This is a genomic window from Thermococcus nautili (assembly GCF_000585495.1).
In the GTDB taxonomy this organism is placed as follows: Archaea; Methanobacteriota_B; Thermococci; order Thermococcales; family Thermococcaceae; genus Thermococcus; species Thermococcus nautili.
In genome coordinates this window covers 1,185,152-1,209,762 of the sequence record NZ_CP007264.1, presented here as the reverse complement: position 1 = coordinate 1,209,762, position 24,611 = coordinate 1,185,152, and the positions used below count along the sequence as shown (strand labels likewise).

Here is a 24,611-nt window from a genome sequence, read left to right as displayed (position 1 = left end):
ACTTTTTGTGAAAAAACTTGGAGGTGGTAGAATGGAGTACGGTGAGCTCAAGAAGAACTGGGCATGGCTGCTGGGCCTTGGAATAATCTTCGTAACCCTCGGATTCGCCGGCCTGCTCCTCCTGCCGCTGGTGACGATAACGAGCGTTGCCATCTTCGGAGCCTTCATGCTCGTCGCCGGAGCGCTCCAGATTGTGCAGGGAATAGCAAAGGCCAGGGACTGGAAGAGCAGGGGCCTGCACATCCTCATGGGCGTTATCTACGTCATCGGCGGTATAGCGACCCTTGAGAACCCCGTTCTCGCGACGACGATACTAACGCTCGTCCTCGGGTTCTCGCTGATTGCAATAGGCGCGATAAGGATTGGCGTTGCCTTCCAGAACAGAGATATAAGCCAGTGGGCGCTGATGACACTCTCGGGAGTCCTGACGATATTCCTCGGCGTCCTGATAGTGCTCCAGTGGCCCTGGTCGAGCCTCTGGGCGATTGGACTGTTCGTGTCCGTTGACCTCATAATGAGCGGTGCCAACTTCATAGCGATAGCGCTGGCGGCGAAGGCAGAAGGGGAGAAAAGCGGGGTTCCTGCTTAAGTGTTCAGGTGCGCGTCGAACTCCCCGCTCTTTTTATATTCGGCGTAGCCCTTATCGAGCCTCTTTGCAACGTAGGGGCCGTTCTTCCGGTAGCCGAACTTTCTGTAATACTCTCTGACGCCAACGCCGCTGATTACGAGCATCTTCTTGACGTCGAACTCCTCGCGGGCGATTCTTTCAGCCTCGGCCAGAAGCTCCCTTCCATAGCCGCGGTGCTGCCACTCATAGCGTGGCTTCCCGCCAATCGGCACGAGCGGGCCGTAAACATGGAGTTCCCTGACTATCGCCGAGGAACAGCAGTTTATCTCCTTTCTGTGGGCCTTTTCGCTCGGAATTCTGAGGCGGAGGAATCCGATTAGGATGTCGTTCTTGGTATCTTCAAAGCTTAGGAAAATCTCCCTTCCGCCAGATGCCCCGTAGTCCTCGCGGAGGAGCTTTATATGCTCAACCTCCGGCTGGATTCCGAACTTCTCCATCATGTGGCCGACTTCCCTAAAGCGAATCTCCCTCGGCCTTATACCGCGCTTTATCAGCTCGTTGAAGACCAGCTGGCCGAGGTTCGAGTGCTTGACGCCGTCAACGATGAGCTGAACTGGAATGTCGCGCTGGATTCTCATTACCCTAACCCACTTCGGGAAGAGCTTGTAAGCCTCAACGAGGAGCTCAACGGCTTCTTCCGTGCGGTATGGGCGATATTTACCTTCCTTCCACCAGCGGTAAAGGGGGGCGTCCTTGGTTACGAGCGTCGGGTAAACCTTGAGCATGTCCGGTCTAAAGCGGGAATCCTCGAAAATCGTCCTGAAGGTGTATAGGTCACGCTCGAAGTTGCTCCCCGGCAGACCAGGCATTATGTGGTAGTTGATTTTCAATCCAGCATCGCGGAGGAGCTGTGTGGCCTTCACTATCTCCTCGACGCCGTGACCGCGCTTGGTCCTCTCGTGGATGAAGTTGAAGACCGTCTGGACTCCAAGCTCAACGCGCGTCGTTCCGAGCTTGAGCATCCTGTCAATCTGCCTCTCGAAGGCCCAGTCGGGCCTTGTCTCTATCGTAAGGCCTACCATCCTGACCTTAGCTTTCTCGTTCTTCCTCTGCTCGTCTTCAAGGTAGTAGTAGGGCTTGGAGTGAGTTTTGAGCCACGCCTCGCGGAACTTCGGGTCCTCCTCAAAAACGGACTCGTCCTTCTTCACTATCAGCCTAATCAGCTTCTCCTCGAGGTTCTCTACATCTTTGAAGTGCGGGAAGTCGTTCATAGCCTTAAAGGCGCACTTGATGAACCACTCCTGGTAGTCCAGGTCAACCGCCGGAAAGGTCCCGCCCTGGATTATGACCTCGACCTTGTCAACGTCGTGGCCTATGTCGGTGAGCTGTTTAAGGCGACGCATCATGATGATGTAAGGATGGTAAGCGCTCTGAATCGCCCTCAAAGCGGAAGGCTCCCTTCCCGTGTAGCTCTGGGGCGAACCGACGCTCGGCCCACCGGGACAGTATATACACCTGCCATGGGGGCAGGGAAAGGGCTTCGTCATCATGGCAACGACCGCGACGCCACTTATCGTCCTCGTTGGCTTTCTCTTCAGCAAGTCCCTGAACTCCTCGCGCCTCTCCTCAGGAATGGCCTTCAGGATATCGGAATTGCCCGGAATCTTTGAGAGATGATACTTCCTAGCTATTTTAATCTTCCAGCGGTTGAGCTCGTCCCTGCTCTTAATCTCGCCCTCCATCACGAGTCTCGCAAGCTCTCTAACTGCCTCTTGGAATCTCTCATCCATAGCGACACCTCTCGCTCGATGTAGGGCGGGGTTTTAAAAGGGTTTGTGGGGCATATTCAGTTACTGAATAATTCACCAAGTGAATAGGTGATAGCCATGAACCGCGACGAGCTGGTCGCTTTCCTCAACGAATACCTTCAGGTTTCGGCTTATCCCGACAAGTCGAGCAACGGACTGCAGGTGGAGGGAAAGACTGAGGTTGAGAGGGTAGCGTTTGCCGTTGATACGACGCTCAGAACAATCGAGAGGGCCGCTAAGGGAAAGGCCGACATGCTGGTAGTGCATCACGGAATGATTTGGGGAGGCCTTAATTATATAACAGGTATCCACTACAAAAGGCTGAAAGCGCTAATCGAAAACGGCCTGAACCTCTACGTGGCTCACCTGCCCCTCGATGCGCACCCGGAAGTCGGCAACAACGTCGGCCTGCTCAAACTCCTCGGTCTGGAGCCCAAAGAGCCCTTCGGCGAGTACAGGGGACTGAGCATAGGCTTCTACGGCGAGTTCGAAGAGCCACAGCCGATTGAGAAAGTGGCTCAGGTTATAGCTGAAAAGCTCGACACGACCGTCAAAACCTACGAGTTCGGGGAGAGGGAGATTAAAACCGTCGGCGCGATAAGCGGGGCCGGAGCCTTTGCACTGGAGGAGGCCCGCAGGAGGGGAATAGACCTCCTCATAACGGGAGAGTTCACGCACGCGGACTATCTGACGGCCCTCGACCTGCCCCAGAGCGTTTTGGTTGCAGGGCATTACAAGACCGAGACTCTCGGCGTTAAGGCCCTGATGGAGCTCGTTAGGGAGCGCTTTGGGCTGAGCGTCTTCTTCATAGACGAACCAACGGGCCTTTAATTTCGTTTTTTCGGCGTAACCACCTACACAAAAGCGTTAATAACCGGCCGAAACAAAGTTTCTTGGGTGACAGGGATGAACAAGGCCCTCGCTATCATGGCGATTATCACGATTGCACTCGTCGCGTACGCATTTGAGACAGCCCAGCTGCCGCCAGCGACCATTGAATACAAAGAAGTGTTCTATATAGACAACCAGAGCATCACATTTATCACAAAAGACGGCTATGGACTCTTCACAATGCACATAAAGCCCAAGATAAGCTCCTTCGAGCTGACGATACAGTTCCCGGAGGGAACGAGCTACCTCGTCCGCTACGGAGACAGGGACTACCGGGGAACGGATACGTTCAAGATTACCGTTGACAAGGACAGCGTTCCCGCCGAGGTGTACGTTCAGTTCCAGCTCCCGGAGGAGCTCACGCGGAGGATAATCTACGAAGGCGAGAGCCCCGAGATAAAGGTTATCGGCGAAAAGGCCCCGTTCTGGCACGCCGAAGACGTCATTTACATCAAGTACCGGAAGGAAGAGAAGTCCTGAGCTCCGAGAGAACCTTTTCTTCTCCCATTATCCTGACAGAAATGCCGAGTTCCTCTGCGTATTTGAGAACCCAGCCGGGACTAGCTCTAAAAGGTGTTACCACCCACAGCTCGGGGAAGCCGGCGCGGTGGGCCTTGACAACGTCGTAGAGAACCCTCTGAGGAAACCACTTAAAAGATGCTTCGAGTTCTATCGCCAAAAGCTTCCTCTCACCGTCGAGTATCGCCACGTCTATCCTCGTGCCGTCCGGCGTTCGGTACTCGGGAACGGCCTTGAAGCCGAGCTCATCGGCGAGCGCGATTATCTGACGGGTTAGGGTTTTGACCTTGATTGAGGACACCTCTAAGTGCTTAACCCCCCTTATAATATCAACTCTACGTAACACTCATTATAATCAAAATCAAAGTGATAAGACTCAGAACAATCAAAGCTTAAATAAAAGTTATCTCCCACATACTTACCATTGAGTTTATAGCATCCCCAAGTGTATAATAGACATCTTTCAATATCATTAAGAGACCAACCCTCTGGGAATTTTACTAGAGTTTCACACTTCCTGTTTGCATATTCCTTGGTAACTTTCACTTCTTTCACTTTAATTCTATTTCCCTGAATTATTGAGCATCTAAATAAAATGATAACCTCTTTCATATTACTCACCTTTAATTCTTCAACATTATGACAAGTTAAGTAATAAAATACAGTATAAAAACCTAACTTCCCGACAGCCTCTTCTTAACCTCCTCTATCGCCTCCTCGGCCTTCAGCGGGTTCTTTATCCTGCCCTGCGCGAGTTCTTTCCTTCCACCACCGCCACCGCCGGCGACGGAGGTTATTATTTTCGCCAGCTCTCCCGCTTTAAGGTCGAGGCCATCGCCGACTGCAACAACGAAGTGGCCCTCCCTGCTTATGAGGACAACGACGCGCTTCTCCTTCCTGAGCCTGTTGGCCGCTTCGCGGAGGTCGTCCATCGTGCCCTCAACGACCGCGCCGATGAACTCTACCTCACCTACCTTCTCAACCTTGTTCTCCAGCTCGTAGACGAGGAGCTTGGCAAGCTCCTTCCTGAGCTTCTCGACCTCCTTCCTGGCCTCCTTCCACTCGTTGAAGAACCTCTCGGCTGTCTCCGGTACCTTCTCCGGCGGCACGCGGAAGATTTCAGCGGTCTTCTTGAGCAACTTCTCGGTCTCCTGCATCCAGTCTATCGCGGCCTCTCCAGCGGCGAAGATTATCCTCTCAACGCCGTCCTGGATTCTCTCGGTGCGGAGAATCTTAATCGGACCTATTAAGCCCGTGTTCGGCAGGTGCGTTCCACCGCAGGCCTGAACGTCCCAGTCCTCTATCTTGAGCACCCTGATGACCCTTCCCGGAACGACGCCACCCTGGTAAAGGCGGAAGCCGTACTTCATTTCTGCTTCGGTCCTCGGAAGCCACTCCCAGGTCACCTTCCTGTTCTCCATGACGACGCGGTTGGCGAGGCGCTCTATCTCCCTGAGCTCCTCCTCGGTTATGCGCTTGTAGTGGGAGATGTCCAGCCTCGCCCAGTCCTTGTGGAGCTGACTTCCAGCTTGCCAGACGTGCTTTCCAAGAACCCTGACGAGCGCGCCCATGAGGACATGCGTTCCCGTGTGGTGGCGCATGTGCTGGATTCTCCTGTCCCAGTCGAGCTTTCCATGAACCTTAACGCCCGGCTTGAAGAGCTCCGGCTTCTCGACCCTGTGGAGGATTACCTTTCCGACCTTCTGGACGTTGGTGACCTTGACTTCCTCGCCGTTAACCTCGAGCGTTCCGGTGTCGTAGGGCTGACCGCCACCCTCCGGATAGAAGGCCGTCTGGTTGAGCACGACCCAGTCGTCTATGACCTTAACGACTTCCGCATCGAACTCCTTCATGAAGGGGTCCTCGTAGTAGAGCGTCCTCGTCTCGGGTAAGTCCTTAACGAGCTCGAAGTCCACCACGTACTCAGCGGCGGTCTTCTTCTCGGTCTTCTCGGCCTGCTTCGCCACGAGCGTATAGAAGTTGTCCGGAATCTCGACCTTTATACCTTCCTTCTGCGCCACTTCTGCCACTATCTCCGGCGTTAGACCGTGGCTCTCGTAGAAGAGAATGAGCTTTTCGAGCGGGAGCTCGTTGATGCCCTTCTTCTTGAGCTTGGCTATCTCGCGCTTCACCAGGTCGCTTCCGCGCCTGAGGGTCTCGTGGTAACGCTTCTCCTCGACGTTGATGATGTCTAGTATAACGTCCTCCATCTCCTTGAACTCGGGGAACGTCGGTGAGAGCTCCTTTATGTGCATCGCGACGATTTCAGCGAGCGGTATCTCGAGGCCGAGCTCGCGGAGGTGCCTTATGCTCTTCCTGATGAGAAGCCTCGCCAGATAGCCGGCCTTGACGTTGGACGGGATTACGCCGTCGGCGAGCATGAAGGTTAGGGCCTTCGTGTGGTCAGCTATGGCGTAGATTAACTCGTAGGGCCTAACGGCCTTCTCAAGCTCCTCGACGGTTATGCCAACGCGCTTTGCCACCTGCTCCCTCAAATACCTCAGGTCGCCCATGTCCTCGATGTCGAACATTCCGGCAAGGCGAGAGTTCTCCATCAAAATGCGCTCGTCTATCTTTTCAACGCCGGCCATCTTCTTGAGCGGTTCGATGACGTAGCCAAGAACGGCGTCGTAGGCCGTTGGAGTGCCGTGGCTCATCCAGACGAGCCTCTCAAGGCCGTAGCCGGTGTCAACAACGCGGGTCTCCATCGGGACGTAATAGTCGCCCTTTATCTCGACCACCTGACTTGGGTCGGCGTTCTCCGGGGCCTTCTTGTACTGCATGAAGACGAGCGTTGCCACTTCCAGACCGCGGTAGAGCACCTCAAAGGCCGGTCCGGCGTTTCCTCCGCCTGCCCAGGGGTTTTCCTTGAAGGTTATGTCCTCGGGCTTCATCTTCAGCTCCTTGGTGAAGAACTCGAAGGCGAGCTCAACCGTCTCGTCCATCCAGTAAATCGGCTTGCCCGGGTAGTTGAAGGCGTGGTGGGCCATCATCTCGAAAATCGTGAAGTGCCTGCCAGTTATTCCGACGTTGTCTATGTCGGTAAAGCGAATCGATGGCTGGCTTATCGTGAGCGGGTTCGCCGGCGGGTCGGCCTCACCGCTGATGACCCAGGGCTGGAAGTCCATGATTGAAGCGCCGACGAGGAGGACATCATCCCTCCAGCGCGGAAGAACAGGGTAGCGCTTGACCCTTCCGTGGCCGTGCTTCTCGAAGAAGCTCAGGAACTTCTCACGCATCTCGTCGAGGGTGTACTTCTTCGGTATGCCGGGCTTTCCTATGAACTGGTACTCGTCACAGGGCGGGTCGCCGCAGGTTTCCCTGTCCGGGTCGAGCGTCCAGAAGAACTTCCCACACTTGGGGCACCGCTTCCTTATCCAGCCTTCCTCTTTAAACATTCTCGTGGTCATGTCCATGCTCATAATTCTCACCTGGGGGTAACTGAAAGGGGATGTAAAAAAGGCTTTCGTTAGGATTTCGGAGAGAAGATGTAGAGAACTCCCCCGTCAACGAAGAAGTAAAGTCCCCTTTCCGGGTCGTGGATTACCCTCTTCCCGTGGTCAATGGCCGTTTCAACGAGGTCTCCAAGGCTTGGGAACTCCACCTTGGGCGGTGAGTGGACGTAGCTTTCAGGGAGCTTTCCAGTGCTTATCCACTTGCCGTACCGCCTGAGCTCCGCCATGGCCCTGACCCTTTCCACCTCCTCCGGGGAGGGGTTGAAACGGAACCTCAACACAAGCGCCACAATGGCCAGGGCGAGGGCCAGGACAGAGCCCCCGAGGAGCAGTGTGCGCTTTACGCGGTTGACCGGCCTCGTGAAGGTTACGGTTTCAGTGTACGTGCCCGTGCCGTTGACGGCGTCACCGGTGAAGGTGTAGACCGAGCCATAGGACACCTTAACGTTTCCGTTCAGGGAACCGCTTCCCGAAACGGGCCTTCCTTCGACGGTTCCCGAGTAGGAGAAGTCCCCTTTCACCTCGATACCGCTCTCAAAGCGGGGCAACTTCAGGAAAGCCACATCGGCCTCAATCCTTGAAACGACATCGGAGACGTTGACCGGAATTGAAAGGACAACTCCGTTACGTCCCGATGCCGAAGAGGCGTTGTACACCTTCTCAAACAGCCTTTCGCCGTTGTAGGAGACGTAATAGAGAACTTCCATGTGAGCGGTGACGTTGACGTCGGCGGATTTGGCGTAGATTTTCCATGTTAGCGTAGGCTCAAGCACGGGGGTGACGTCGAGGGGGTAAATGGGAAGGCTAACCCTCTCCCCCAAAGACCAGATGGGGTTCTCCTTTGCAACGACGGCGGAAGCGTTGAGAACACCGCCCCAGCGGTAGAGGGGCTTGGAGACCTTTGAGGTTTCCCGGACGACGGCAGGGGTCACCGTGTAGGCGTACGCCAGCGCCCCGGAGAGTAGCAGGGAAACGAGGAAAACGGCCAGCCAGTTCCGCCTAATTTTAAGAAGGACTTCAAATAAAGCGGGGTCCATGCCTTTTCACCTCCACGTTCGGGAACCTGGACGTCCAGAGAGGATACAGCATGAGAGTTGAGAGCAGAGCTAGGAGAAGAGCGAGCGACCGGGGAAAAAGAGGAATCCCGGAGAGAAGGACAAGCCACTGAACCGGCAGGACGGCGTTTACTGCGTAGGTGTAGTTGCAGGCGCAGGAGTCGCCGGGGTTGAGGTAAACGTATCCAGGAACTCCCCCGGAGATTAGGAGCACCGGCAGTTTTCCGCCGTTGGCAAACCCATCCCTGGCCGAATCAAGCCGGGGGGTTAGTAAGACAGTGAAAAACAGCAGAAAACCTATGAAGATGGAGAGAGCTTTCTTGGGGAAAACAAGACGGGAATACCTTGAGCTAATTAGCTGGAGGCGTTCTTTCCTCCGCGCCACTACTGGACGCTCAGAGAGCTCTCGAAGCGTAGACACGAGTATGTAAATTCCCGGGAGCAAAATGAACAGCACGTAAACAGCCAGGAGCACCCTCCTATCCGGATTGTGCCTCGTCATATAGCCAAGATAAGGAAGGACGATGGTGACCTTCCCGACGACGTTCTGGGCGGGAACTGGCGCGGGGTCATTTTCCTCGTTGTTGTCCCCCTTGGTGACGAAGTATAAACCGGTTGCGTTCCTGATTATGCCAACGACCCTATGGGTGTACAGTGTATTGCGCGCCTCTTCTCCCTTAGCCCACGCCGGATGGAAGGCCACCACGTCCCCGATTTGAACACCGGAGGCGTTCACCGGCTCGATTAAGACCATGTCACCGGGGTTAAAGTAGGGCTCCATGCTCCCGCTTAGAACCACGAGTGGCGTTAGCGTCCTGAGCCTTGGAAAGGTCAGCAGGAGCACGAGGATGACCGCGAATGAGAGAAGCCTTCTCATCGCCGACACCACCTTGGAACGATTGACAGAGGGTACTCTCTACCATCAATGTAGAACACCAAGTACATGGCATGCCTATTTCCGCGGGAATTCGTCTTGTAGAGGATTAGGGAAACGTCGTGAACCCCAGGGGATAGAGTAGCGTTCAGAGGTAGGTACAGACCGGCCCCGGCATTAAAGCTTGAATTGTCAACAATCACACCGCCCAAAACCCATCCCCTGCTACTGAAATAGATTCCATCAAGCGTGGAGTTGCCGGTGGTGTTAACGATGATGCCCCTGAGGATGTAGTAGCCGCAGGAGCAGGAGCAGGGGCAGTGACAGTGAACGAGGGTAAGGTTTTCACAGCTGATTTGAACCGAAGTCTGCTCCATTTGAAGCGACAGCCTTATTGAAGCGGAATCCGAGAAGTAAGCAAACGAGCCGAAGTACGAGTAGACGAAAATTGAAACGACCACGAGCCATGCCAAGAGAGTCCTCATCATTTCATCACCAGCTCGGAGATTACGTAGACGGCCATGCTCAGGAACACCACGGCAAGGCCAACCCTCGCGAGGAACGAAATCGTTCCAAGGGCCATCGTCATCTCGGCCGGGGAAGCACTAACGTTCTGGGTCACGTTATCAAAGACACTAGAAGCCTGAGGTTCAGTGTTGCCTACCTCATACATGGCAAGGAGGTAGAGGGTGAACGTAACTGCAACAAAGAAAAAGATGGCGTAGAGGACCCGCATGGGGCTCACGGCTCCGACTGCAATAACCTCACGTGGACGGTCATTATACAGACGTCGCCCTGCCAGTAGTTCTGGCTGGAGTCTAGCATTTTTCCTTCTGGGCCATCAAAGGAAAGCTGAGTGTTGGGCTCGTCCAAGTACTGGATACTGCTAGTGTCTAACGTCCCGTAGAGAGGCTCCGGACCTGGCAATCCCACGAATCTCATTCTGGCCAAGTCCGCAAGGGTAATTTCCTGTCCGGGACTGAACTCACTTTTGAGTTCTGGAGCAAGATATTCATATCCAGTTTCAGTGAGTTTTTTGTCATAGATAAGGCGAATAGTCTGACTATCCGTGTATTCCATAGTGTTCAATGTTATCTCACTCAGCATCAGATAAGCGCTCTCGTTTGTCTGCAGGGTATCTGATTCAGGACCCGGCTGAAGTCCATTTGTGTAATTACCATCGTTGTCTTCATAGCACTCAAATGTGAACCATATCTCAACTGTAGTATTAGGATAGGTACCATTGTTGAAGATATGAATTGCCCTATCGCCCTCACTATACCCTCCGTTCACCCCGGGTACCCTGCCGGGGGCTATGTAAAAGTAACCCCACTGAGCGTTAGCATCGCTAGTATGGTCTGTAAGCACAAGGTCAAGAGTATCAGCAGTTACATAGTCTCCGGCACTGACCTCAAGGTCGCTGAAGTAGGCCCATGTGCCGTAACCCACGGCCAATACAACGATTCCAGCCAAGAAAAAGGCAAAGAAGGCACTGCGCATCCCTGCTCACCCCAGTAAAAAGGTTAAGGGGAAATCACCCCTGCACCTGCTTAAGGTACAGGTGGACATCGAAGGTAAGCTTATCACCCTGGATGTCGTTTCCAGCGTCTTCGTAGTCAATAGAAGCCTCAACAGTTATCTTTCCGGTCTTTCCGCCATCGAGAGGACCGAGGTCAAGCATGTTTCCGGGGTCGTCATAAGTCCAGTCCTTGAGATACCCATCCCAAACGAGTTCATCGTTGTAGTAAATCTTGACGTATATAACATCCGCAAGGGTCTGCCCGCCGTTGGTCTCTGACTCCGGGTTGATGTTCTCATCGAGGGAGTAGTTCAGGTATAGATAGACTTCACCGGGCAGTCCGCCCTCGTTCATGACGTAAACGTCATCGCTACCACTCCAACCGGGATAAACCTTTCCAAAATCGATGTTCGAAGGAACGTCAGTTCCATCATACCAGGTGCTGTTATCCGGGCTGACTTTAAGGTTAAGGATGTCCGCCGTTATGTAGTTCCCCGTGCTTGACTCCGTGTCGTCGAAGTACGCCCAGGTTCCTGCTCCAAGTCCAAACAGTACAACACCAACAACCAACAGGGCCAGGATTCCACTCTTCATTCCATGCACCTCCGGGCAATATGCCCGTACTGTATGTTATTTTTCAGCTTTATAAGCTCCGAGAAAATGAGTTTAGAACAGAACGTTCTGACATGAAATCCGTAACTTTGTTACGGAAAAGAAAACGAAAGGACCCCGGAGTTCAGAGACATTGGAAGAAATCAAAAGCCATCGAAGGAATCAAAATCACCTAGTTCACGGTAAATCGTTGAGAAACTGCGTAAAAACGTTCTTCCCTTGTCCGTGACCCTGTATATCCGCCGGTTACCTTCTATGGCCTCAATAAGGTACCCCTTTCGGAGGAGGTACCGTATGTAGTTCGTGGCCAGCTTGAAGTTCAGATTCGCTCGGTAAACTATCTGGGTCTTCGTCGCACCCTTACCGTTGGCTGACTCTAGGATATCAGCAATAATTTCAACTCTCGAACGCCTCATGCCCCAACCCCCAACAGGAAAGATTGCAAACCGTATTTTAGAGAACAGATTGTAGCACAACCTGGTTATACCAAACAGAGTAACGTCGAAGTTCTATTTAAACTTTGCGGGTTATATAATGCCCAAAATTTTCAATAGTAATTTGGATAATCTCCAACATTCGGAGTAGGGACAACCCGAGCTCAGCTAGTTACATTGGGAACAACACAATTAAATACTAAGGAACATGGCAAAACCACAATGATACACAAATACATACAAGAATACAAGACTACATCCGAATCACTCATCATCTGGAAGGAAGATTATGGGGAACTTCATTTTCTTCAGCAGTTCGACCATGCGCTGGTAAGTCTTCTTCTGCATCTCAAGCTTGTGCCTTAGGCTCGCGTTCTCGATGGCAAGCCTGTTGGCTTCATCAACCTTGAGCTTCAACTGCATCCTCAGCTCTATTATCTCCTCCTCAAGCTCGCGAATCGAGCGCTCAAGCCTCTCAATCTCCTCTATGTACTCACGGCAGAGGCGCCTCTTCATGCCGGTCAGCCCCGCGAAACGTCGTCACCAATCAGGGGGCTCCAGACTCATCATCCCTACGGCACAAAGGGTTTTAACGGTTGCCTCTTATAAAATCTGGTGGTCGAGATGTGCGGGTTTCTGAGGAGGGCACTCCAGAGGTGGCGCGCCCGCTGTCCCTTCGTCAGAAGGCTTGAGGAGTGGAGGATGAGGAGGAAGGCAAAAGAATTCAAGCTTTAAAGCCCCAGCGCTCCCACTAGCTCCTTCACAACGTCTTCTTTCTTCACGACCCTCTGCTCGCCCGTTTCCATGTCCCTTACCGTGACATTGCCGTTCTCGAGGTCCCTCTTCCCGATGAGGACGACATAGGGGACGTTAAGCCTGCCAGCGTAGTCGAGGGCCTTTCTCAGCTTCCTTCCAGTCAGCTCGACGTCGGCCTTAACGCCCGCCCTTCTGAGGGCAGATACCACCTCGACGGCCGTCTTCCTGAGCTCGACTTCCTTGCCAATAGGAATCACGTAAACGTCGGGCCTGAGCTTGACTTCCGGAATCAGACCCTTCCACTCAAGGATTGGAATGAGCCTCTCCACTCCAATCGCGAAGCCCGTCGCCGGGGTCGGCTTTCCGCCAAAGACCTCGATGAGGTTGTCGTAACGACCGCCGCCGCCAATCGAGCCGATTCCAAGGTCGTTCGGCGCTATCGCCTCGAAGACGACGCTCGTGTAGTAGTCGAAGCCCCTCGCTATGCCGAGGTCAATCCTAATCCACTTCGAGACCCCGTAGGCGTCGAGCAAATCGACGAGCTCGTAGAGGCGCCTTATCTCGGCTTTAGCTTCCTCGCTTGTGAACAGCTCCTCGGCCTTCGGGAGAACCTCGTTCGGTTCGCCCTTGATTTCAACCAGCGAGAGGACCTTCTCAACTCCTTCATCGCTCAGCCCGAAGTTCTTCAAAGCATTTACGAACTCCTCTCTGGTAAGCTTGTCCTTCTTGTCTATGAGCCTCATGAGCCCGATGTCGTCTTTGACGCCGAGCATCCTGGCGAACTCGTCGAGCAGAACCCTGTCGCCGATGTTGACGGTGAAGTCCTCCAAACCGGTCGCGAGGTAGCTCTCGGTGAAGAGCGCTATAACTTCAGCATCGGCCTCAACCCTGTCGCTCCCGATGAGCTCAACCCCTGCCTGCCAGAACTCGCGGTAGCGACCGCTTTGCGGTTCCTCGTAGCGGAACATGTTGGCCATGTAGTACCACTTGATTGGCTTCGGAGCCGTCTGGAAGGCCGAAACGTAGAGCCTCGCGACGCTCGACGTCATGTCCGGGCGGAGCGAGATGTCCCTTCCGCCCTTGTCAAGGAAGGCGTAGAGCTGTTTTACGACTTCTTCACCACTCCTGAGTTTGAAGAGCTCGGTGTACTCGAAGGTTGGAGTTAGAACCTCGTGGAAGTTGTAGCGCTCGAAGACCTCGCGAATCCTCTCGAAGACCCATCTCCTCTTCGCCATCTCCTCGGGCAGAAAATCCCTCGTCCCTTTAACGCGCTCAACCTTCATTCCTCTCACCTTTTCGGAAGAGAGGAGGGAGAAGTTAAAAGGTTATCCCGGCCGGTTTTGACGTTTATCCAGCCGAGGTCATGAGGAGGTATATCCCGACGACGCCCTCGACCATCATCTGGGCGCCGATGGCCATTATGAAGAGACCGATTATCCTGATTGTGACGCTCAGGAAGGTCTTGTTGACGGACTTCATCATGTAGAGCGCCACGAACATCGAGAGCGCAACGACTGCAATCGCTATGGCCGTCGCTGAAAGGGAGACGAGATAGCCGTACTCGGCGGTGAGGGTTATTACCGCGGTTATAGCGGCGGGGCCAGCTATGAGGGGCATCGCGACCGGGACTGCCGCCAAGGCGAGTATATCGCGCTCCCTCTTGAGGGTGAACATTCCACCGCCTTCCAGAGCTTCGAGACCGATTTTGAAGAGAACGAAGCCGCCGGCAACTTTCAGGGCGTTTATGTTGATGTGGAAAATCTCCTGGAGGATTATCTGGCCCGCTATCGCAAAGCTCGCCAAGAGAAGGAAGCCTATCAGGTTGGCCCTCACGATTAAGGCTTTGATGTCGTCAATCTGAAAGTCCTCGCGCAGGAAGCTGACGAGGAGTATCTTGTCGCTCGGGTCAATCATGATGAGCATCAGCAGCGCCGAACTCAGTATCGTTGACAGCTCGCTCATACCGAAAGCTGGGGAAAGCGATTTAAAAAGCTATGCCAACTCTGGATGGCGATGACGAGACCGGCACTGGCTGAGTCGTGATGAACACTCGGTTGGCGGAGCTAGTTGAGCCTCTCGAAGTGGAGCAGGTGAACCTTGCCATTCCTCGTTGAGAGCCGGAACTCGTAAGTCGTCGGCTCGAAGCTCGGGCTCGGTGTTTTGAGTATGAGCATTCTCTCAACGAGCGTGTCTTCCCTTATGCTGGACCTGAAGGCGACCATCGTGTCTGAAATGCTCGAAACCCACGCAACGAGGCGCTCGGAGACAACGTCCGTGTTGAGGAGGAGTATCGTTGAAATTCTCCTGCTGACGGACTCCCTTGCGAGGAAGGCCACCTCCGAGTTGAGGAGCCTGAGCGTCGGCCGCTCACCAAACATTATAACTGCCCCATCCAGGGTGTAGATTAGCTTGATTATACCCCTGCCCCCCGAGACGGGGTATATAACGTCCCGGTAGACCTTCTCTATCTTGGGCGTCAGCGTGTCCTCGCTAGGGTTGTCCACCTTGATAACGTACGAATCAGCGGGGGGAATGCCGTACCTGGAACCAAAGATGTCAACGATTCTTAGAGAATCCTTCTTGGCGAGCTCTGGGATGTTTAAACCCACAAAGGAAGCCCTGGAGACGAGCCTTGGGACGGGAAGGGAATAATTGTGGATAACACCAAAGAAGCCCTCATCGAGGAGGGCCCTGAAAACCTCAAAGCCGAGTACCCAGCCTAGGGAATAGGCGTCGTAGAGTATGGACATCACGGAGCCGTTCTCCATGCTTCCTCCAATGAGCTCGTTTATCACGTTGACACCAACAACGCGCTCCATGTTCTCAGGCCTCCACCTTTATGAAGTCCACGGCACCCCTGAGCTCGCCGACTATCTTCCTCAGGTCAAGGATGTTCCTCCTGACCTCCTCAAGGGCGGAGGCCTGCTCCTGGGCGCTCGCGCTGACCTGCTGGGCGCTGGCGGTTGTTTCTTCGGCGCTCGCGGCGAGGTTCTCAAGGGCCTTCTTGGCCTCGTCAACCTCCTCGCTCGTCCGCTCTATCTCGGACTTGAGCTCGGAGAAGCGCTCCTCAACGTCCCTCAGGAGCTCGCCGATGTTAACGAGGTATCCAACGGTCTCCCTCAGGAAGTCCACCGACTCGTCTATAACCCTGGAGCCGTTTCTGGTCTCGACGACCGCGTTCTCCACCTTGTCCTGAATCTCGTTGACGATGCTCTTTATCCTCTCCGCTGCCTGCTTGCTCTCCTCGGCGAGCTTCCTAATCTCATCTGCAACGACCGCAAATCCCTTTCCGAGCTCTCCTGCCCGGGCCGCTTCCACCGCCGCGTTGAGCGCCAGGAGGTTGGTTTGCTCAGCTATTGCGCTGATTGCGTTTATTATCTCGTCAATCCGCCTGCTCCTGTCGGCGACCTCTGAAACGGCCTCGCTTATGGAGCGCATAGAGCTCTGAATCTGCTCAATCTGGGATATCGCCCTGTCCCCCTTCTCTTCACCTTCCCTCGCTATGCTGAGAACTTCGCTGACGACACCGCTGAACTCCTCAACGGCATCCAGGGTCTTCCGGGTCAGGTCAGCCGTTAGATTGACGCTGTCCATCACCATGGTTATGCTCTCCTGCTGTCTCTGGGCCTCGACGCTTACCTGGCTTATCGCCTCGGCGACCTGGTTTACAGCTTCGCTTATCTCCGCAGTAATGCGGGTGAGCTCGTCAGCGCGGTTTTCAAGGGTCGTGGCGAGTTCCTTAACCGTTACCATCAGGTTCTTCAGGTTTCCTATCGCGGAGCGCATTGAGTTGAGAATCTCCTCGAAATCTCCCTTGGCATGGGCGGTCAGCTCCTCCGAAATGTCACCCTCAGCAAGCTTCTCCATTCTCTCCGCGATGAGCTCAAGCGTCTCAAGGACGTCGGTTGAGATGACTCTAAAAGCGTCAAGAAGCCGGCCTATCTCGTCCCTCTCGTGGTAGCGGATTCTCTCTATCATCCTCTCAGCCTCTTTGAGCCGGCCCTCTGAGATTGCACCGGCGACGCGCGTCACCTCGACGACCGGTTCGAGGGCAGAACCCATCAACCTGTAGGCGATTCCTCCCGAGACGAGGGCGGTAAGGGCCATTATCCCCACGCTCATCCAGAGAACCTGCTCGTGGGAGCTGAGGGCGGACTGCACAGAGGCCCCCGACGAGGACAGGGACTTCGTGAGCTCCCTCATGGCGAACTGCTGGGTGAGGATTGCACTCACAAGCACGAGGACGAGGGGAAGGGCAATGGAGAGGAGGAGCTTCCGCCGGAAGTTCATTGCTCACACCTCCCCGCTTATTCCCCTGAGTCTCGGGAAGACACTCTTTCTCACGGTAAACGTCTCACCCCCGCCCCTGAGCTGGAGAACCATGGGGAACATCACCCTCAGAAGGGGCAGGGCCTCGGAGGAAGCCCGCTCAACGGCCTCGACGTTGACGAAGACCACGTTGATAACGTCCTTGTTCTGGATTATCTGCCTGCCGATGTCGTGTATCTGCTCAATCAGCTCCTTCCTGTCGAAGAGGTTCATGACCATCTCGATGCCGAGCTGTACGTTGAGCTGAACCCTGCCGGCCCTGCTCTCGACTATCTTTGAGAGCGCATCCTCGTAGCGGGTCTTGTAAACCGGGTAGGGAGATATTGGCACCTTGTAGAGGACGTTTCCAACGTTTATCTTGCCCCCGACCTTGATTACTGAGATGTTGCCGATGAAGTCAACGTCCAAGCCGAGAAGCTCTGCCTGATAGAGGTAAACCGGCAGTGCATCAACGAAGTCGGTGACAACAACGTCCATAGAGCCGTCGTAGCGGTCCATGGTCTCCTTCAGGAACTTAACGAAGGCGTACCCCACGATGTCCTCGGAGGTGTGCTCAACAAGGGCACTCGTCCTTCGGGTCATCACTATCTCCGCTATTCCCACGTCACATCACCCTCCCCTCTTGATGGTTTTGAGTAGGATGTAACATTTTTAAGCATTTTTGCATATTTTTGTTATAAAAATCATCCAAATATCGCCAAAATAGGCTAAAAATTTTACAATATAGAACAAATAGAAAATACTGCCAAAATATGTTTAAGAGTTCGAGGATAAACCCACAAAACGTCGAAGTTTTAACCATCATGGACAGAAGCAATGCACATGCACGGCACAAAAATGAATTTCAAAGGAAGCTCAACAAAATTTGTTATTTAAGGTAACACTCTGTTCCCAAAGTAACACCCAACGAAACCAATAGGTCCCTGAAAAAAGTTTCATGTTGCTTCACCCGCTTTGCCAGTCTAATCACAGTAGAATAAGAACGCCCCGTCACTCTGGCTATTATCTTCGGCTCCATTCCAAGACATAAAAAGAGATACGCAACTACTAGGGCAAAACGAATGTCATGGAGTCCCTTTAATGGAGTCCCCTCCAATTCGGTGAAGGTTCTACCGCAGACCCTGCACCTGAACCGCTGAACTCTTAGACCGTTCGCTTTGATGACTCCCCCTATTCTTACCAGGGACGTTGAGCCGCAGTCCGGACATCTCGGCGGGGCTATAGCCGATGCCTTCATTACAATTATCTCCTCTGGTGTAGCAAGGATTCGCCTCAGCGCCCTTAAAACCTCTCCCCCTCTCACGCTCTCCACCAAGCCGAGCTTAAGTTTACATTTTTTAGGTTTTATTGCAATTTTTTGGAACATTTAAATAACAGAATCTCGAATTAAGTGACCCAATTTCTTTATTAACAAAACGAAACGAACGCAAATTCAAAAAATGTGGGGAATTCAACGTTCAAACCAAGCGTAGAACTCAACAACAAGAGCTGAAAGAACAGGAAACCATGGGCATATAAAAGTCGAAACAGGGAATAAATAAAGTGGAACACTAAACAGTATTTCTTCAGGAAGTTCAGATGTGAGCCTCCAGTAACACGTCCAGCAGCCGCTCCATGAAGCCCTTGTGTTCAAGCACTCGTCTTGACAGCCGCCTCACAGTTGGATACGGAATCCCGAGGAGCCTAGCTATACTGGACTCGCTGAGACCTGCCCTGAGGCGCAGGTAAGCAACCGCCACTAGGGCCTTGGGGTCGTGGACGCCCTTGAAGGGAGTACCCTCGAGTTCAGTGAACGTCCTGCCACAGCGCCTGCACTGGAAGCGCTGGACTCTAAAGCTTCCCCTGCCAACGTAGCCTATCCTAACCACTTCCCTCGAACCGCAGGCCGGACACGCGAGGCCGAAGCCGCACCCTTCTGATTGCCTCAAGTATTCCCCTCTCTGAAGTTCTCATGATGAGTGAGAGCTCACCAACGAGTCTCGCCTCCATAACATCACCCCCCGATAACTGAGTTATCGAACAAGAATTTATAAAGGTTTGTAACCAACACGGAGCTTCAACGGTCAAAACGTAACATAAATGACCAATGTCATAGGAAGAATCAGCGGCCTGCCGAGAAAACCACCTTAAGCAGCGGCGGCGTCACGAGGGTCGTCACAAGAACCATCGCTATAGCTATGGAAAAGCTTCCCGGGGTCAGAACGCCCTCGGCGAGGCCGATGTTGGCCATTATGAGACCCACCTCCATCCTCGGAATCATTCCAACGCCTATCTGAAGTGCCTCAAGCTTTCTGAAGCCGGTAAGGAGCGCACCGGCGCCGCAGCCGAGAACCTTTCCGATTACCGCCAGGAGGGAATAGAGGAGCGTGAAGGAACCCGCCACGAGGAGAACCCTAACGTCCGTCTCGGCCCCAACGCCGACGAGAAAGACGGGGATGAAGAGCGAGTAGCCGAGGGTTATCATCTTGTCGGTTATCTTCTTCGCGTCCTCGCTCCCGGCAACGAGAACGCCCGCTAAATAAGAGCCTGTTATGGCCGCTATCTCAAAGCGCTCCGCGAGGTAGGCGAAGAGGAGCATTATAACTATCGCGATGCTCGTCACGGTCTCGGGAAGGTTTATCCTGTGGGACGAGCGGAGGACTCCCTTTATCACTCCCCTGCCGAGGAGGTAGCTGAGCAGGAAGAACGCCGAGACCTCGGCGAGGATAACCCCAACGTCGAGGGGAGAAACCGTCCCCTTCGTGCTCATGGCGACGAGAATAGTCAGAATGATTATGCCCAGGACGTCGTCAACGACGGCCGCCGCTAAAATCGTCGAGCCGACCTTTGAACGGAGACGCTTCATCTCAAGGAGCACGTTGGCGGTCAAGCTGACGCTCGTGGCCGTCATCACGCCCCCAAGGAAGAGGGCCTCCATCTTGGGATAGCCCCACTCGACCGCGAGGGCGTAGCCGAAGACGAAGGGAACGATTACACCGAGGGAAGCAATCACGAAGGAAGGAAGCCCAACACGCTTGAACTCCTCGATGTCGGTCTCAAGCCCGGCCAAGAAGAGGAGCATCACCACGCCGATGTCCGAGATTAACCTTATCCCCTCCCCGTAGGTCACCAAATCGAGGAAGCTGACTCCAATGAGGATTCCTCCAATTATCTGGCCCATCGCCGATGGAAGGCCCACCCTGGAACTCAGATAGCCGGACAGCTTTGCGGTTACGAGGATTAAAGCGAGCTCCAGGAAGGGGTCCATTCTAACACCTCACAGCGAAACGAGTCTTATAAGTCGTATTATGTCCTTGACCTCAAGTAATCCGACGACGCGGTTCTCATCGTCAACGACGGGGAGGTGGTGCTTTCCGCTCTCGAGCATGACCTCTATAGCGTGGCCGAGCGTGTCGCCGGAACGAACCGTTATCGGCCTCGTCACCATGACGTCCCCGACGCTCGTGGCCCTGTTGATGGAGTAGCGCTTGAGGAGCGAGAGGCCAACGACGGAGTGATGCCTCGGCGGGGCGAAGAGGTGGAGTATGTCCTTCATGGTAACGAAGCCGACGAGCCTTCCCGAATCGTCCACGACGACGGCAGAGCTCTCCTCGTCGCGAAGAAGGGAGATTAGAGCCGCCAGAGAATCCGTCGGTTTAACCCTGACAAAATCGCGGTCCATGACTATATCAACGGGAACCTTACCGATGTAGCGGATGTTGTGGCTGAGCTCCTCCTTGCGCTTGAGCTTGAGGAGCTTCTTCTTTGTGTGGAGAACCCTAGCCTTTTTGGCCTTAATTCTCAGCGGACGCTCCATGCTATCACGTTCCAATGAGTTCTCGCAGGGGGTATTAAATGCTTCGGTTATTGTTTGACAGATAAAAGTCAAAAAATCAACAAAAATAAGGATTAATTAACCAAAAACTTGCCAAAAACTTTTTAAGGGGGAACCCATAGAACTCGGCAAGGGAAATATGGTTTCCGGAAACGGAGGCGAAAGGTTCTACGACGTTGTTATTATCGGAGCCGGCCCGGCCGGGCTTTTCGCGGCCTACGAGCTGGCTGAAAAGAGCGACCTGAGCGTTCTCGTCATTGACGAAGGTGGCGACGTCAAGCAGAGAGTTTGCCCCATGTTCGAGCTCGGCTACTGCATAGAGTGCAAGCCCTGCCACATAATGAGCGGCGTTGGAGGAGCCGGCGGATTAAGCGACGGCACGATAAACCTCCGCCCGGACATCGGAGGCGATTTAAGCGAGCTGACCAACGACGAGAACTACGCCTGGCAGCTCGTCTGGGAGGTCGACCAGATTTTTCTGAAACATAAAGCCCCGAGGAACCTCTACAAGGGCGACCCCGAGCAGGTTAGATACTGGGAGCAAAAGGCGGCGCAGGCCGGCGTCAAGTTCATCCCGATAATCCAGAGGCACATCGGTTCGGACAGGACGCCCGACGTCATAGACGACATCAAGCGGCACCTCGAGAGCAAAGGTGTGGAGTTCCTCCTCTGGACGAAGGCCCTGGAGTTCGGAAAGGGCTGGGTGAAGGTAAGGCGCGGAAAGGACGTCTTCGAGATTAAGGCGAAGTACATCATCGTCGCCCCCGGCAGGGGTGGGGCGGACTGGTTCCACGAGGTGGCTCAGAAAATAGGCCTCAAGGCCCGTCACGGTCCGATTGACGTTGGCGTCCGCGTCGAGGTTCCTGCGATAGTCATGGAGCCCATAACGAGCATAAACCACGACCCCAAGTTCCACATCTACACCGACACCTACGACGACTTCGTTAGAACCTTCTGCACCAACCCGAACGGCTTCGTCGTCGAGGAGCGCTACGACGGCTACGTCGGTGTAAACGGCCACTCGATGCACGAGAAGAAGAGCAACAACACCAACTTCGCCTTCCTGAGCAGGATAGAGCTCACCGAGCCGGTTGAGGACACGACGGCCTACGGCAAGAGCATAGCTCAGCTGGCAACAACGATAGGCGGTGGAAAACCCCTGATTCAGCGCCTCGGGGATTTAAGGAGGGGAAGGAGGAGCACGTGGGCGAGGATAAGGAGGAGCGACGTCGAGCCGACGCTGAAGAACGTAACGCCCGGCGACATAGCGATGGCTTTACCGCACCGCGTTGTGACGAACATCATAGAGGGTCTTGAGAAGCTTGACAGGGTTCTGCCCGGCGTTGCCAGCGACCACACGCTCCTCTACGCGCCGGAAATCAAGTACTACGCCATGAAGGTCGAGGTCGACGAGAACCTTGAGACCAGCATCGAGGGAATCTTTGCCGCTGGCGACGGAGCCGGTTTGAGCAGGGACATCGTCAACGCGGCCGCTACCGGACTTCTGGCGGCGAGGGGGATACTCAAGAAAGAAGGGTTATACACGGAGAAAGACTTCAGGAAGCCTGGCAACTGGAAGGAGAGAATAGAGGCCCTTAGCTAACTTCCCCCCTTCTTTGAAGTTTGAAAAGGTATTTATGCACCAAGCACTAATTCAAAACGGTGAAGGTCATGACTCACATCATAGATACCCTCTTAAACGTCACAGAGGGCGTTCTCCTCGTCGAGTATCCTGCAACGGGCCACCCTGAGCTGACGTTCTTTGAGGTTCTCAACGGATGGAGGGAGAAGGGAATCACGCCCCTGATAGTGGACATCGGGGACACCCTTCACGTCTTCCTTCAAAACCTGCGGTTCGAAGGAATAGACCTGAGCGTTGATGACATCCCCGTGATAAAGGAAAGGGGCATGGTTGAGGTCGGGAAAGTTCTGGGATACGTTGAGGTCATCGAGGATTTTGACTACCACCTGGCAACCTACGGCCAGCTGGCCAAGAAGGTTCCAAAGGAGTCAAGGGACCACACGATAGTGGTTGGAATGGAGAAGTTCTCCTTCACGTTCATAGACGACCCTCCGAAGCTGGAGAGATACTTTGAAACCGTAACGAGAAGGTACCTGTCCATCAAAGGAAGGACAAGCTTTCTCTTCCTTAACACGGACGTTGCTTCGGAGTACCTCAGGAAGGGACTGGAACAGGATTCAGACTACGTGCTGAGGGTGAGGGGCAGGGAAGTCCGCGTTCTGAAGTCGCCGGGGGTGATGGTGAATGAACTTTAACGACTACCTCTCCAAAGTTTCACCCGGAGAGAGCGTTCTCATAGAGCACACCTCCCTGTCAATGCATGCGCTTGCATTCTACGCGATAGGCGAGAAGTACGGCTGGGACAGGGTTCTGTTAGTTGACGTAATAGACTCAAGCGTCCCTGCGGTGAGGTGGCTCCGACTCTCGGGCCTCAGTGTTCCGGAAAACGTGACGAGGATAAAGGCCGGAGGCGTTTCCGACTGGGGCAACATAATACTGGAGATTGACCCCCACAAAGACCCGGGGATATTCCTGAGCAAGTTCAGCAGGAAGATACGCGAAGTTTACTCCAAAAGCGACTTCACGGTCACGGTCATAATGAATCCCGAAAGGCTCGTCCCCCTCCAAAATGGAAACAGAAACTTCATACTCATGCTTTCAAACATGGCATCAGCCTTCTTAGGGAACCCCCGGCGGATAACCTTTTACTTCGTCAACAGAGAGATGACGGAAGGAATTTACTTGGCCCTCCTCGAGGAAGCCTTTACGAGGGTTCTTTGCTTCACAGGAAAAAGAAATCTCCGGGTCCTGAAATCGCCGGAGATGGAGGAGGAAGGGATAGAGCTGAACTTGGGATTTAAAAAGCAGGTTTGAAGCTCATCGAACAGGCCAAAGGTTAACGTTAAAAGCCACCCCTCTCTTCTATTTCCGGTGGAAAGAATGCCGATGAGATGCAAGTTCTGTGAGAAACCAGCCTTCATCAAGCTCCACTACCCAAAAATGTACCTCTGCCCGGAGCACTTCAAAGAATACTTCGAGAGAAAGGTCAAGCGGACGATAGAGCGCTACAAGATGCTAAAGCCAGACGAGAGGGTTTTGGTCGTCGTCAGCGGCGGAAAGGACTCGGCCGTTACCGCTTACATCCTCAAGAAGCTCGGTTACAACATTGAGTGCCTTCACATAAACCTCGGCATCGGCGAGTACAGCGAGAAGAGCGAGAGCTATGCTAAAAAGCAGTGCGAGGCCTTAGGTGTTCCGCTCCACATCGTCCGCGTTAGGGAACTCCTCGGGAAGGGAATCGGCGAGGTCAGGACGAGAAGACCAACGTGCTCCTACTGCGGTCTGACGAAGAGGTACATATTCAACAAGTTCGCCTACGACAACGGCTTCGATGCCGTAGCGACCGGCCACAACCTCGACGACGAGGCGAGCTTCATCTTCTCGAACATGATGCACTGGAACACGCAGTACTTGGCGAAGCAGGGACCGGTGACGCCGAGTCAATTCAACGGCAAGCTCGTGAAGAAGGTCAAACCGCTCTACGAGGTCACCGAGAGGGAGGTTGTTGCATACGCCCTCGCCAACGGCATCGATTACATGATGGAGGAGTGTCCGCACGCCGTTGGAGCGACGACGATTGAGTACAAGGAGATACTCAACGGGATGGAGGAGAAGAGGCCCGGAACGAAAATCAACTTCGTCAAGGGCTTCCTGCGGAAGAAGCACCTCTTCGAGGCCGAACTCCAGGAGGCCGAGCTGAGGGAGTGCAGAGTCTGCGGAATGCCGTCGAGCGGTGATGTCTGTTCGTTCTGCAGGTTCTGGAGGCTTGAGAAGCCGATAGACTTCAGGCTGAACCGATGAGGAGACTTTCGGGCCCTGAGCCGTGATGAGGGCCACCCTATCCGAGGTTCACGCGAGGGTTGAGGGCGTGAACCGTTAGAGGGGAGTAACGGCT

General features: G+C 54.0%; 28 protein-coding genes. 7 read left to right on the top strand and 21 right to left on the bottom strand.

The features are described from left to right. Nucleotides 1–31 precede the first annotated feature (31 nt). Nucleotides 32–589, top strand: a complete 558-nt coding sequence (locus BD01_RS06640; RefSeq protein ID WP_042691162.1) for an HdeD family acid-resistance protein — start codon at nucleotides 32–34, stop codon at nucleotides 587–589. On the opposite strand, the gene BD01_RS06635 is transcribed toward BD01_RS06640, so the two are convergent. Beyond that, the gene (locus tag BD01_RS06635) at nucleotides 586–2,358 is read right to left on the bottom strand and encodes a tRNA uridine(34) 5-carboxymethylaminomethyl modification radical SAM/GNAT enzyme Elp3 (protein WP_042691160.1); all 1,773 of its coding nucleotides are present in this window, start codon (nucleotides 2,356–2,358) and stop codon (nucleotides 586–588) included. The two genes, BD01_RS06640 and BD01_RS06635, sit on opposite strands and share 4 nt — an antisense overlap. Before the next feature lie 96 nt (nucleotides 2,359–2,454). On the opposite strand from BD01_RS06635, the gene BD01_RS06630 reads away from it, so the two are divergent. Together BD01_RS06630 and BD01_RS06625 are read left to right on the top strand one after the other, a co-directional pair. Continuing rightward, on the top strand, nucleotides 2,455–3,207 hold the full coding sequence (locus BD01_RS06630) for a Nif3-like dinuclear metal center hexameric protein (RefSeq protein WP_042691158.1): 753 nt from the start codon (nucleotides 2,455–2,457) through the stop codon (nucleotides 3,205–3,207). 75 nt (nucleotides 3,208–3,282) lie between these two features. Next, nucleotides 3,283–3,747, top strand: a complete 465-nt coding sequence (locus BD01_RS06625) for a hypothetical protein (RefSeq protein ID WP_042691157.1) — start codon at nucleotides 3,283–3,285, stop codon at nucleotides 3,745–3,747. On the opposite strand, the gene BD01_RS06620 is transcribed toward BD01_RS06625, so the two are convergent. The 20 genes from BD01_RS06620 to BD01_RS06525 form a co-directional block, all read right to left on the bottom strand. After that, nucleotides 3,719–4,087, bottom strand: a complete 369-nt coding sequence (locus BD01_RS06620; RefSeq protein ID WP_042691156.1) for a hypothetical protein — start codon at nucleotides 4,085–4,087, stop codon at nucleotides 3,719–3,721. The genes BD01_RS06625 and BD01_RS06620 overlap by 29 nt on opposite strands. A 20-nt stretch (nucleotides 4,088–4,107) precedes the next feature. Next, nucleotides 4,108–4,398 carry a hypothetical protein gene (locus BD01_RS06615; RefSeq protein ID WP_042691155.1) on the bottom strand — a complete coding sequence of 97 codons (291 nt, stop codon included), beginning with the start codon at nucleotides 4,396–4,398 and terminating at the stop codon, nucleotides 4,108–4,110. A 62-nt stretch (nucleotides 4,399–4,460) separates the two neighbouring features. Further along, nucleotides 4,461–7,208, bottom strand: coding sequence for an alanine--tRNA ligase (gene alaS / locus BD01_RS06610; RefSeq protein ID WP_042691154.1), 2,748 nt, complete (start codon nucleotides 7,206–7,208; stop codon nucleotides 4,461–4,463). A gap of 47 nt (nucleotides 7,209–7,255) precedes the next feature. Then, entirely contained in the window at nucleotides 7,256–8,278 is a 1,023-nt protein-coding gene (locus BD01_RS06605; protein WP_042691152.1) for a DUF5305 family protein, read from the bottom strand. Beyond that, nucleotides 8,259–9,173: a signal peptidase I gene (locus BD01_RS11065; RefSeq protein ID WP_051482176.1), complete on the bottom strand. Its 915-nt coding sequence runs from the start codon at nucleotides 9,171–9,173 to the stop codon at nucleotides 8,259–8,261. The genes BD01_RS06605 and BD01_RS11065 overlap by 20 nt, the downstream gene beginning before the upstream one ends. After that, nucleotides 9,170–9,658 (bottom strand): hypothetical protein, encoded by a 489-nt coding sequence (locus BD01_RS06595; RefSeq protein WP_042691150.1) that lies wholly within the window; start codon nucleotides 9,656–9,658, stop codon nucleotides 9,170–9,172. The genes BD01_RS11065 and BD01_RS06595 overlap by 4 nt, the downstream gene beginning before the upstream one ends. Continuing rightward, nucleotides 9,655–9,915, bottom strand: coding sequence for a hypothetical protein (locus BD01_RS06590; protein WP_156927394.1), 261 nt, complete (start codon nucleotides 9,913–9,915; stop codon nucleotides 9,655–9,657). Before BD01_RS06590 ends, BD01_RS06595 begins: the two co-directional genes overlap by 4 nt. After that, entirely contained in the window at nucleotides 9,912–10,670 is a 759-nt protein-coding gene (locus BD01_RS06585; protein WP_042691147.1) for a hypothetical protein, read from the bottom strand. The genes BD01_RS06590 and BD01_RS06585 overlap by 4 nt, the downstream gene beginning before the upstream one ends. Nucleotides 10,671–10,704: 34 nt before the next feature. Next, complete coding sequence (locus BD01_RS06580) at nucleotides 10,705–11,283, bottom strand: SipW-dependent-type signal peptide-containing protein (protein ID WP_042691145.1); 579 nt, start codon at nucleotides 11,281–11,283, stop codon at nucleotides 10,705–10,707. A 161-nt stretch (nucleotides 11,284–11,444) separates the two neighbouring features. Next, nucleotides 11,445–11,717, bottom strand: a complete 273-nt coding sequence (locus BD01_RS06575; RefSeq protein WP_042691143.1) for a winged helix-turn-helix domain-containing protein — start codon at nucleotides 11,715–11,717, stop codon at nucleotides 11,445–11,447. A 282-nt stretch (nucleotides 11,718–11,999) separates the two neighbouring features. Continuing rightward, nucleotides 12,000–12,251 carry a hypothetical protein gene (locus tag BD01_RS06570; RefSeq protein WP_042691141.1) on the bottom strand — a complete coding sequence of 84 codons (252 nt, stop codon included), beginning with the start codon at nucleotides 12,249–12,251 and terminating at the stop codon, nucleotides 12,000–12,002. Between the two features lie 215 nt (nucleotides 12,252–12,466). Next, a complete protein-coding gene (gene hisS / locus BD01_RS06565) occupies nucleotides 12,467–13,774 on the bottom strand; it encodes a histidine--tRNA ligase (RefSeq protein ID WP_042691139.1) in 1,308 nt (435 codons plus the stop codon). A gap of 64 nt (nucleotides 13,775–13,838) precedes the next feature. Then, nucleotides 13,839–14,453, bottom strand: coding sequence for a MarC family protein (locus BD01_RS06560; protein ID WP_042691137.1), 615 nt, complete (start codon nucleotides 14,451–14,453; stop codon nucleotides 13,839–13,841). A 101-nt stretch (nucleotides 14,454–14,554) separates the two neighbouring features. Further along, on the bottom strand, nucleotides 14,555–15,310 hold the full coding sequence (locus tag BD01_RS06555; RefSeq protein WP_042691135.1) for a hypothetical protein: 756 nt from the start codon (nucleotides 15,308–15,310) through the stop codon (nucleotides 14,555–14,557). Nucleotides 15,311–15,314: 4 nt separating this feature from the next. Beyond that, complete coding sequence (locus BD01_RS06550; RefSeq protein WP_042691133.1) at nucleotides 15,315–16,781, bottom strand: methyl-accepting chemotaxis protein; 1,467 nt, start codon at nucleotides 16,779–16,781, stop codon at nucleotides 15,315–15,317. A gap of 3 nt (nucleotides 16,782–16,784) precedes the next feature. Beyond that, nucleotides 16,785–17,423, bottom strand: coding sequence for a DUF257 family protein (locus BD01_RS06545; RefSeq protein WP_042691132.1), 639 nt, complete (start codon nucleotides 17,421–17,423; stop codon nucleotides 16,785–16,787). 265 nt (nucleotides 17,424–17,688) lie between these two features. Then, nucleotides 17,689–18,123: an IS1/IS1595 family N-terminal zinc-binding domain-containing protein gene (locus BD01_RS06540; protein WP_156927393.1), complete on the bottom strand. Its 435-nt coding sequence runs from the start codon at nucleotides 18,121–18,123 to the stop codon at nucleotides 17,689–17,691. 271 nt (nucleotides 18,124–18,394) lie between these two features. Continuing rightward, nucleotides 18,395–18,748 carry an IS1/IS1595 family N-terminal zinc-binding domain-containing protein gene (locus BD01_RS11480; protein WP_042691130.1) on the bottom strand — a complete coding sequence of 118 codons (354 nt, stop codon included), beginning with the start codon at nucleotides 18,746–18,748 and terminating at the stop codon, nucleotides 18,395–18,397. Nucleotides 18,749–18,921: 173 nt separating this feature from the next. Beyond that, nucleotides 18,922–20,067, bottom strand: coding sequence for a cation:proton antiporter (locus BD01_RS06530; RefSeq protein ID WP_042691128.1), 1,146 nt, complete (start codon nucleotides 20,065–20,067; stop codon nucleotides 18,922–18,924). 9 nt (nucleotides 20,068–20,076) lie between these two features. Next, complete coding sequence (locus BD01_RS06525) at nucleotides 20,077–20,616, bottom strand: CBS domain-containing protein (RefSeq protein ID WP_042691126.1); 540 nt, start codon at nucleotides 20,614–20,616, stop codon at nucleotides 20,077–20,079. 157 nt (nucleotides 20,617–20,773) lie between these two features. On the opposite strand from BD01_RS06525, the gene BD01_RS06520 reads away from it, so the two are divergent. From BD01_RS06520 to ttuA, 4 genes are all read left to right on the top strand, one after another. After that, complete coding sequence (locus BD01_RS06520) at nucleotides 20,774–22,237, top strand: NAD(P)/FAD-dependent oxidoreductase (protein WP_042691124.1); 1,464 nt, start codon at nucleotides 20,774–20,776, stop codon at nucleotides 22,235–22,237. Nucleotides 22,238–22,305: 68 nt separating this feature from the next. Continuing rightward, on the top strand, nucleotides 22,306–22,911 hold the full coding sequence (locus BD01_RS06515) for a DUF257 family protein (RefSeq protein ID WP_042691122.1): 606 nt from the start codon (nucleotides 22,306–22,308) through the stop codon (nucleotides 22,909–22,911). Then, nucleotides 22,901–23,530 carry a DUF257 family protein gene (locus BD01_RS06510; RefSeq protein WP_042691120.1) on the top strand — a complete coding sequence of 210 codons (630 nt, stop codon included), beginning with the start codon at nucleotides 22,901–22,903 and terminating at the stop codon, nucleotides 23,528–23,530. The genes BD01_RS06515 and BD01_RS06510 overlap by 11 nt, the downstream gene beginning before the upstream one ends. Nucleotides 23,531–23,602: 72 nt before the next feature. Then, on the top strand, nucleotides 23,603–24,517 hold the full coding sequence (gene ttuA / locus BD01_RS06505; RefSeq protein WP_042693227.1) for a tRNA-5-methyluridine(54) 2-sulfurtransferase: 915 nt from the start codon (nucleotides 23,603–23,605) through the stop codon (nucleotides 24,515–24,517). The last annotated feature ends 94 nt before the right edge of the window (nucleotides 24,518–24,611 follow it).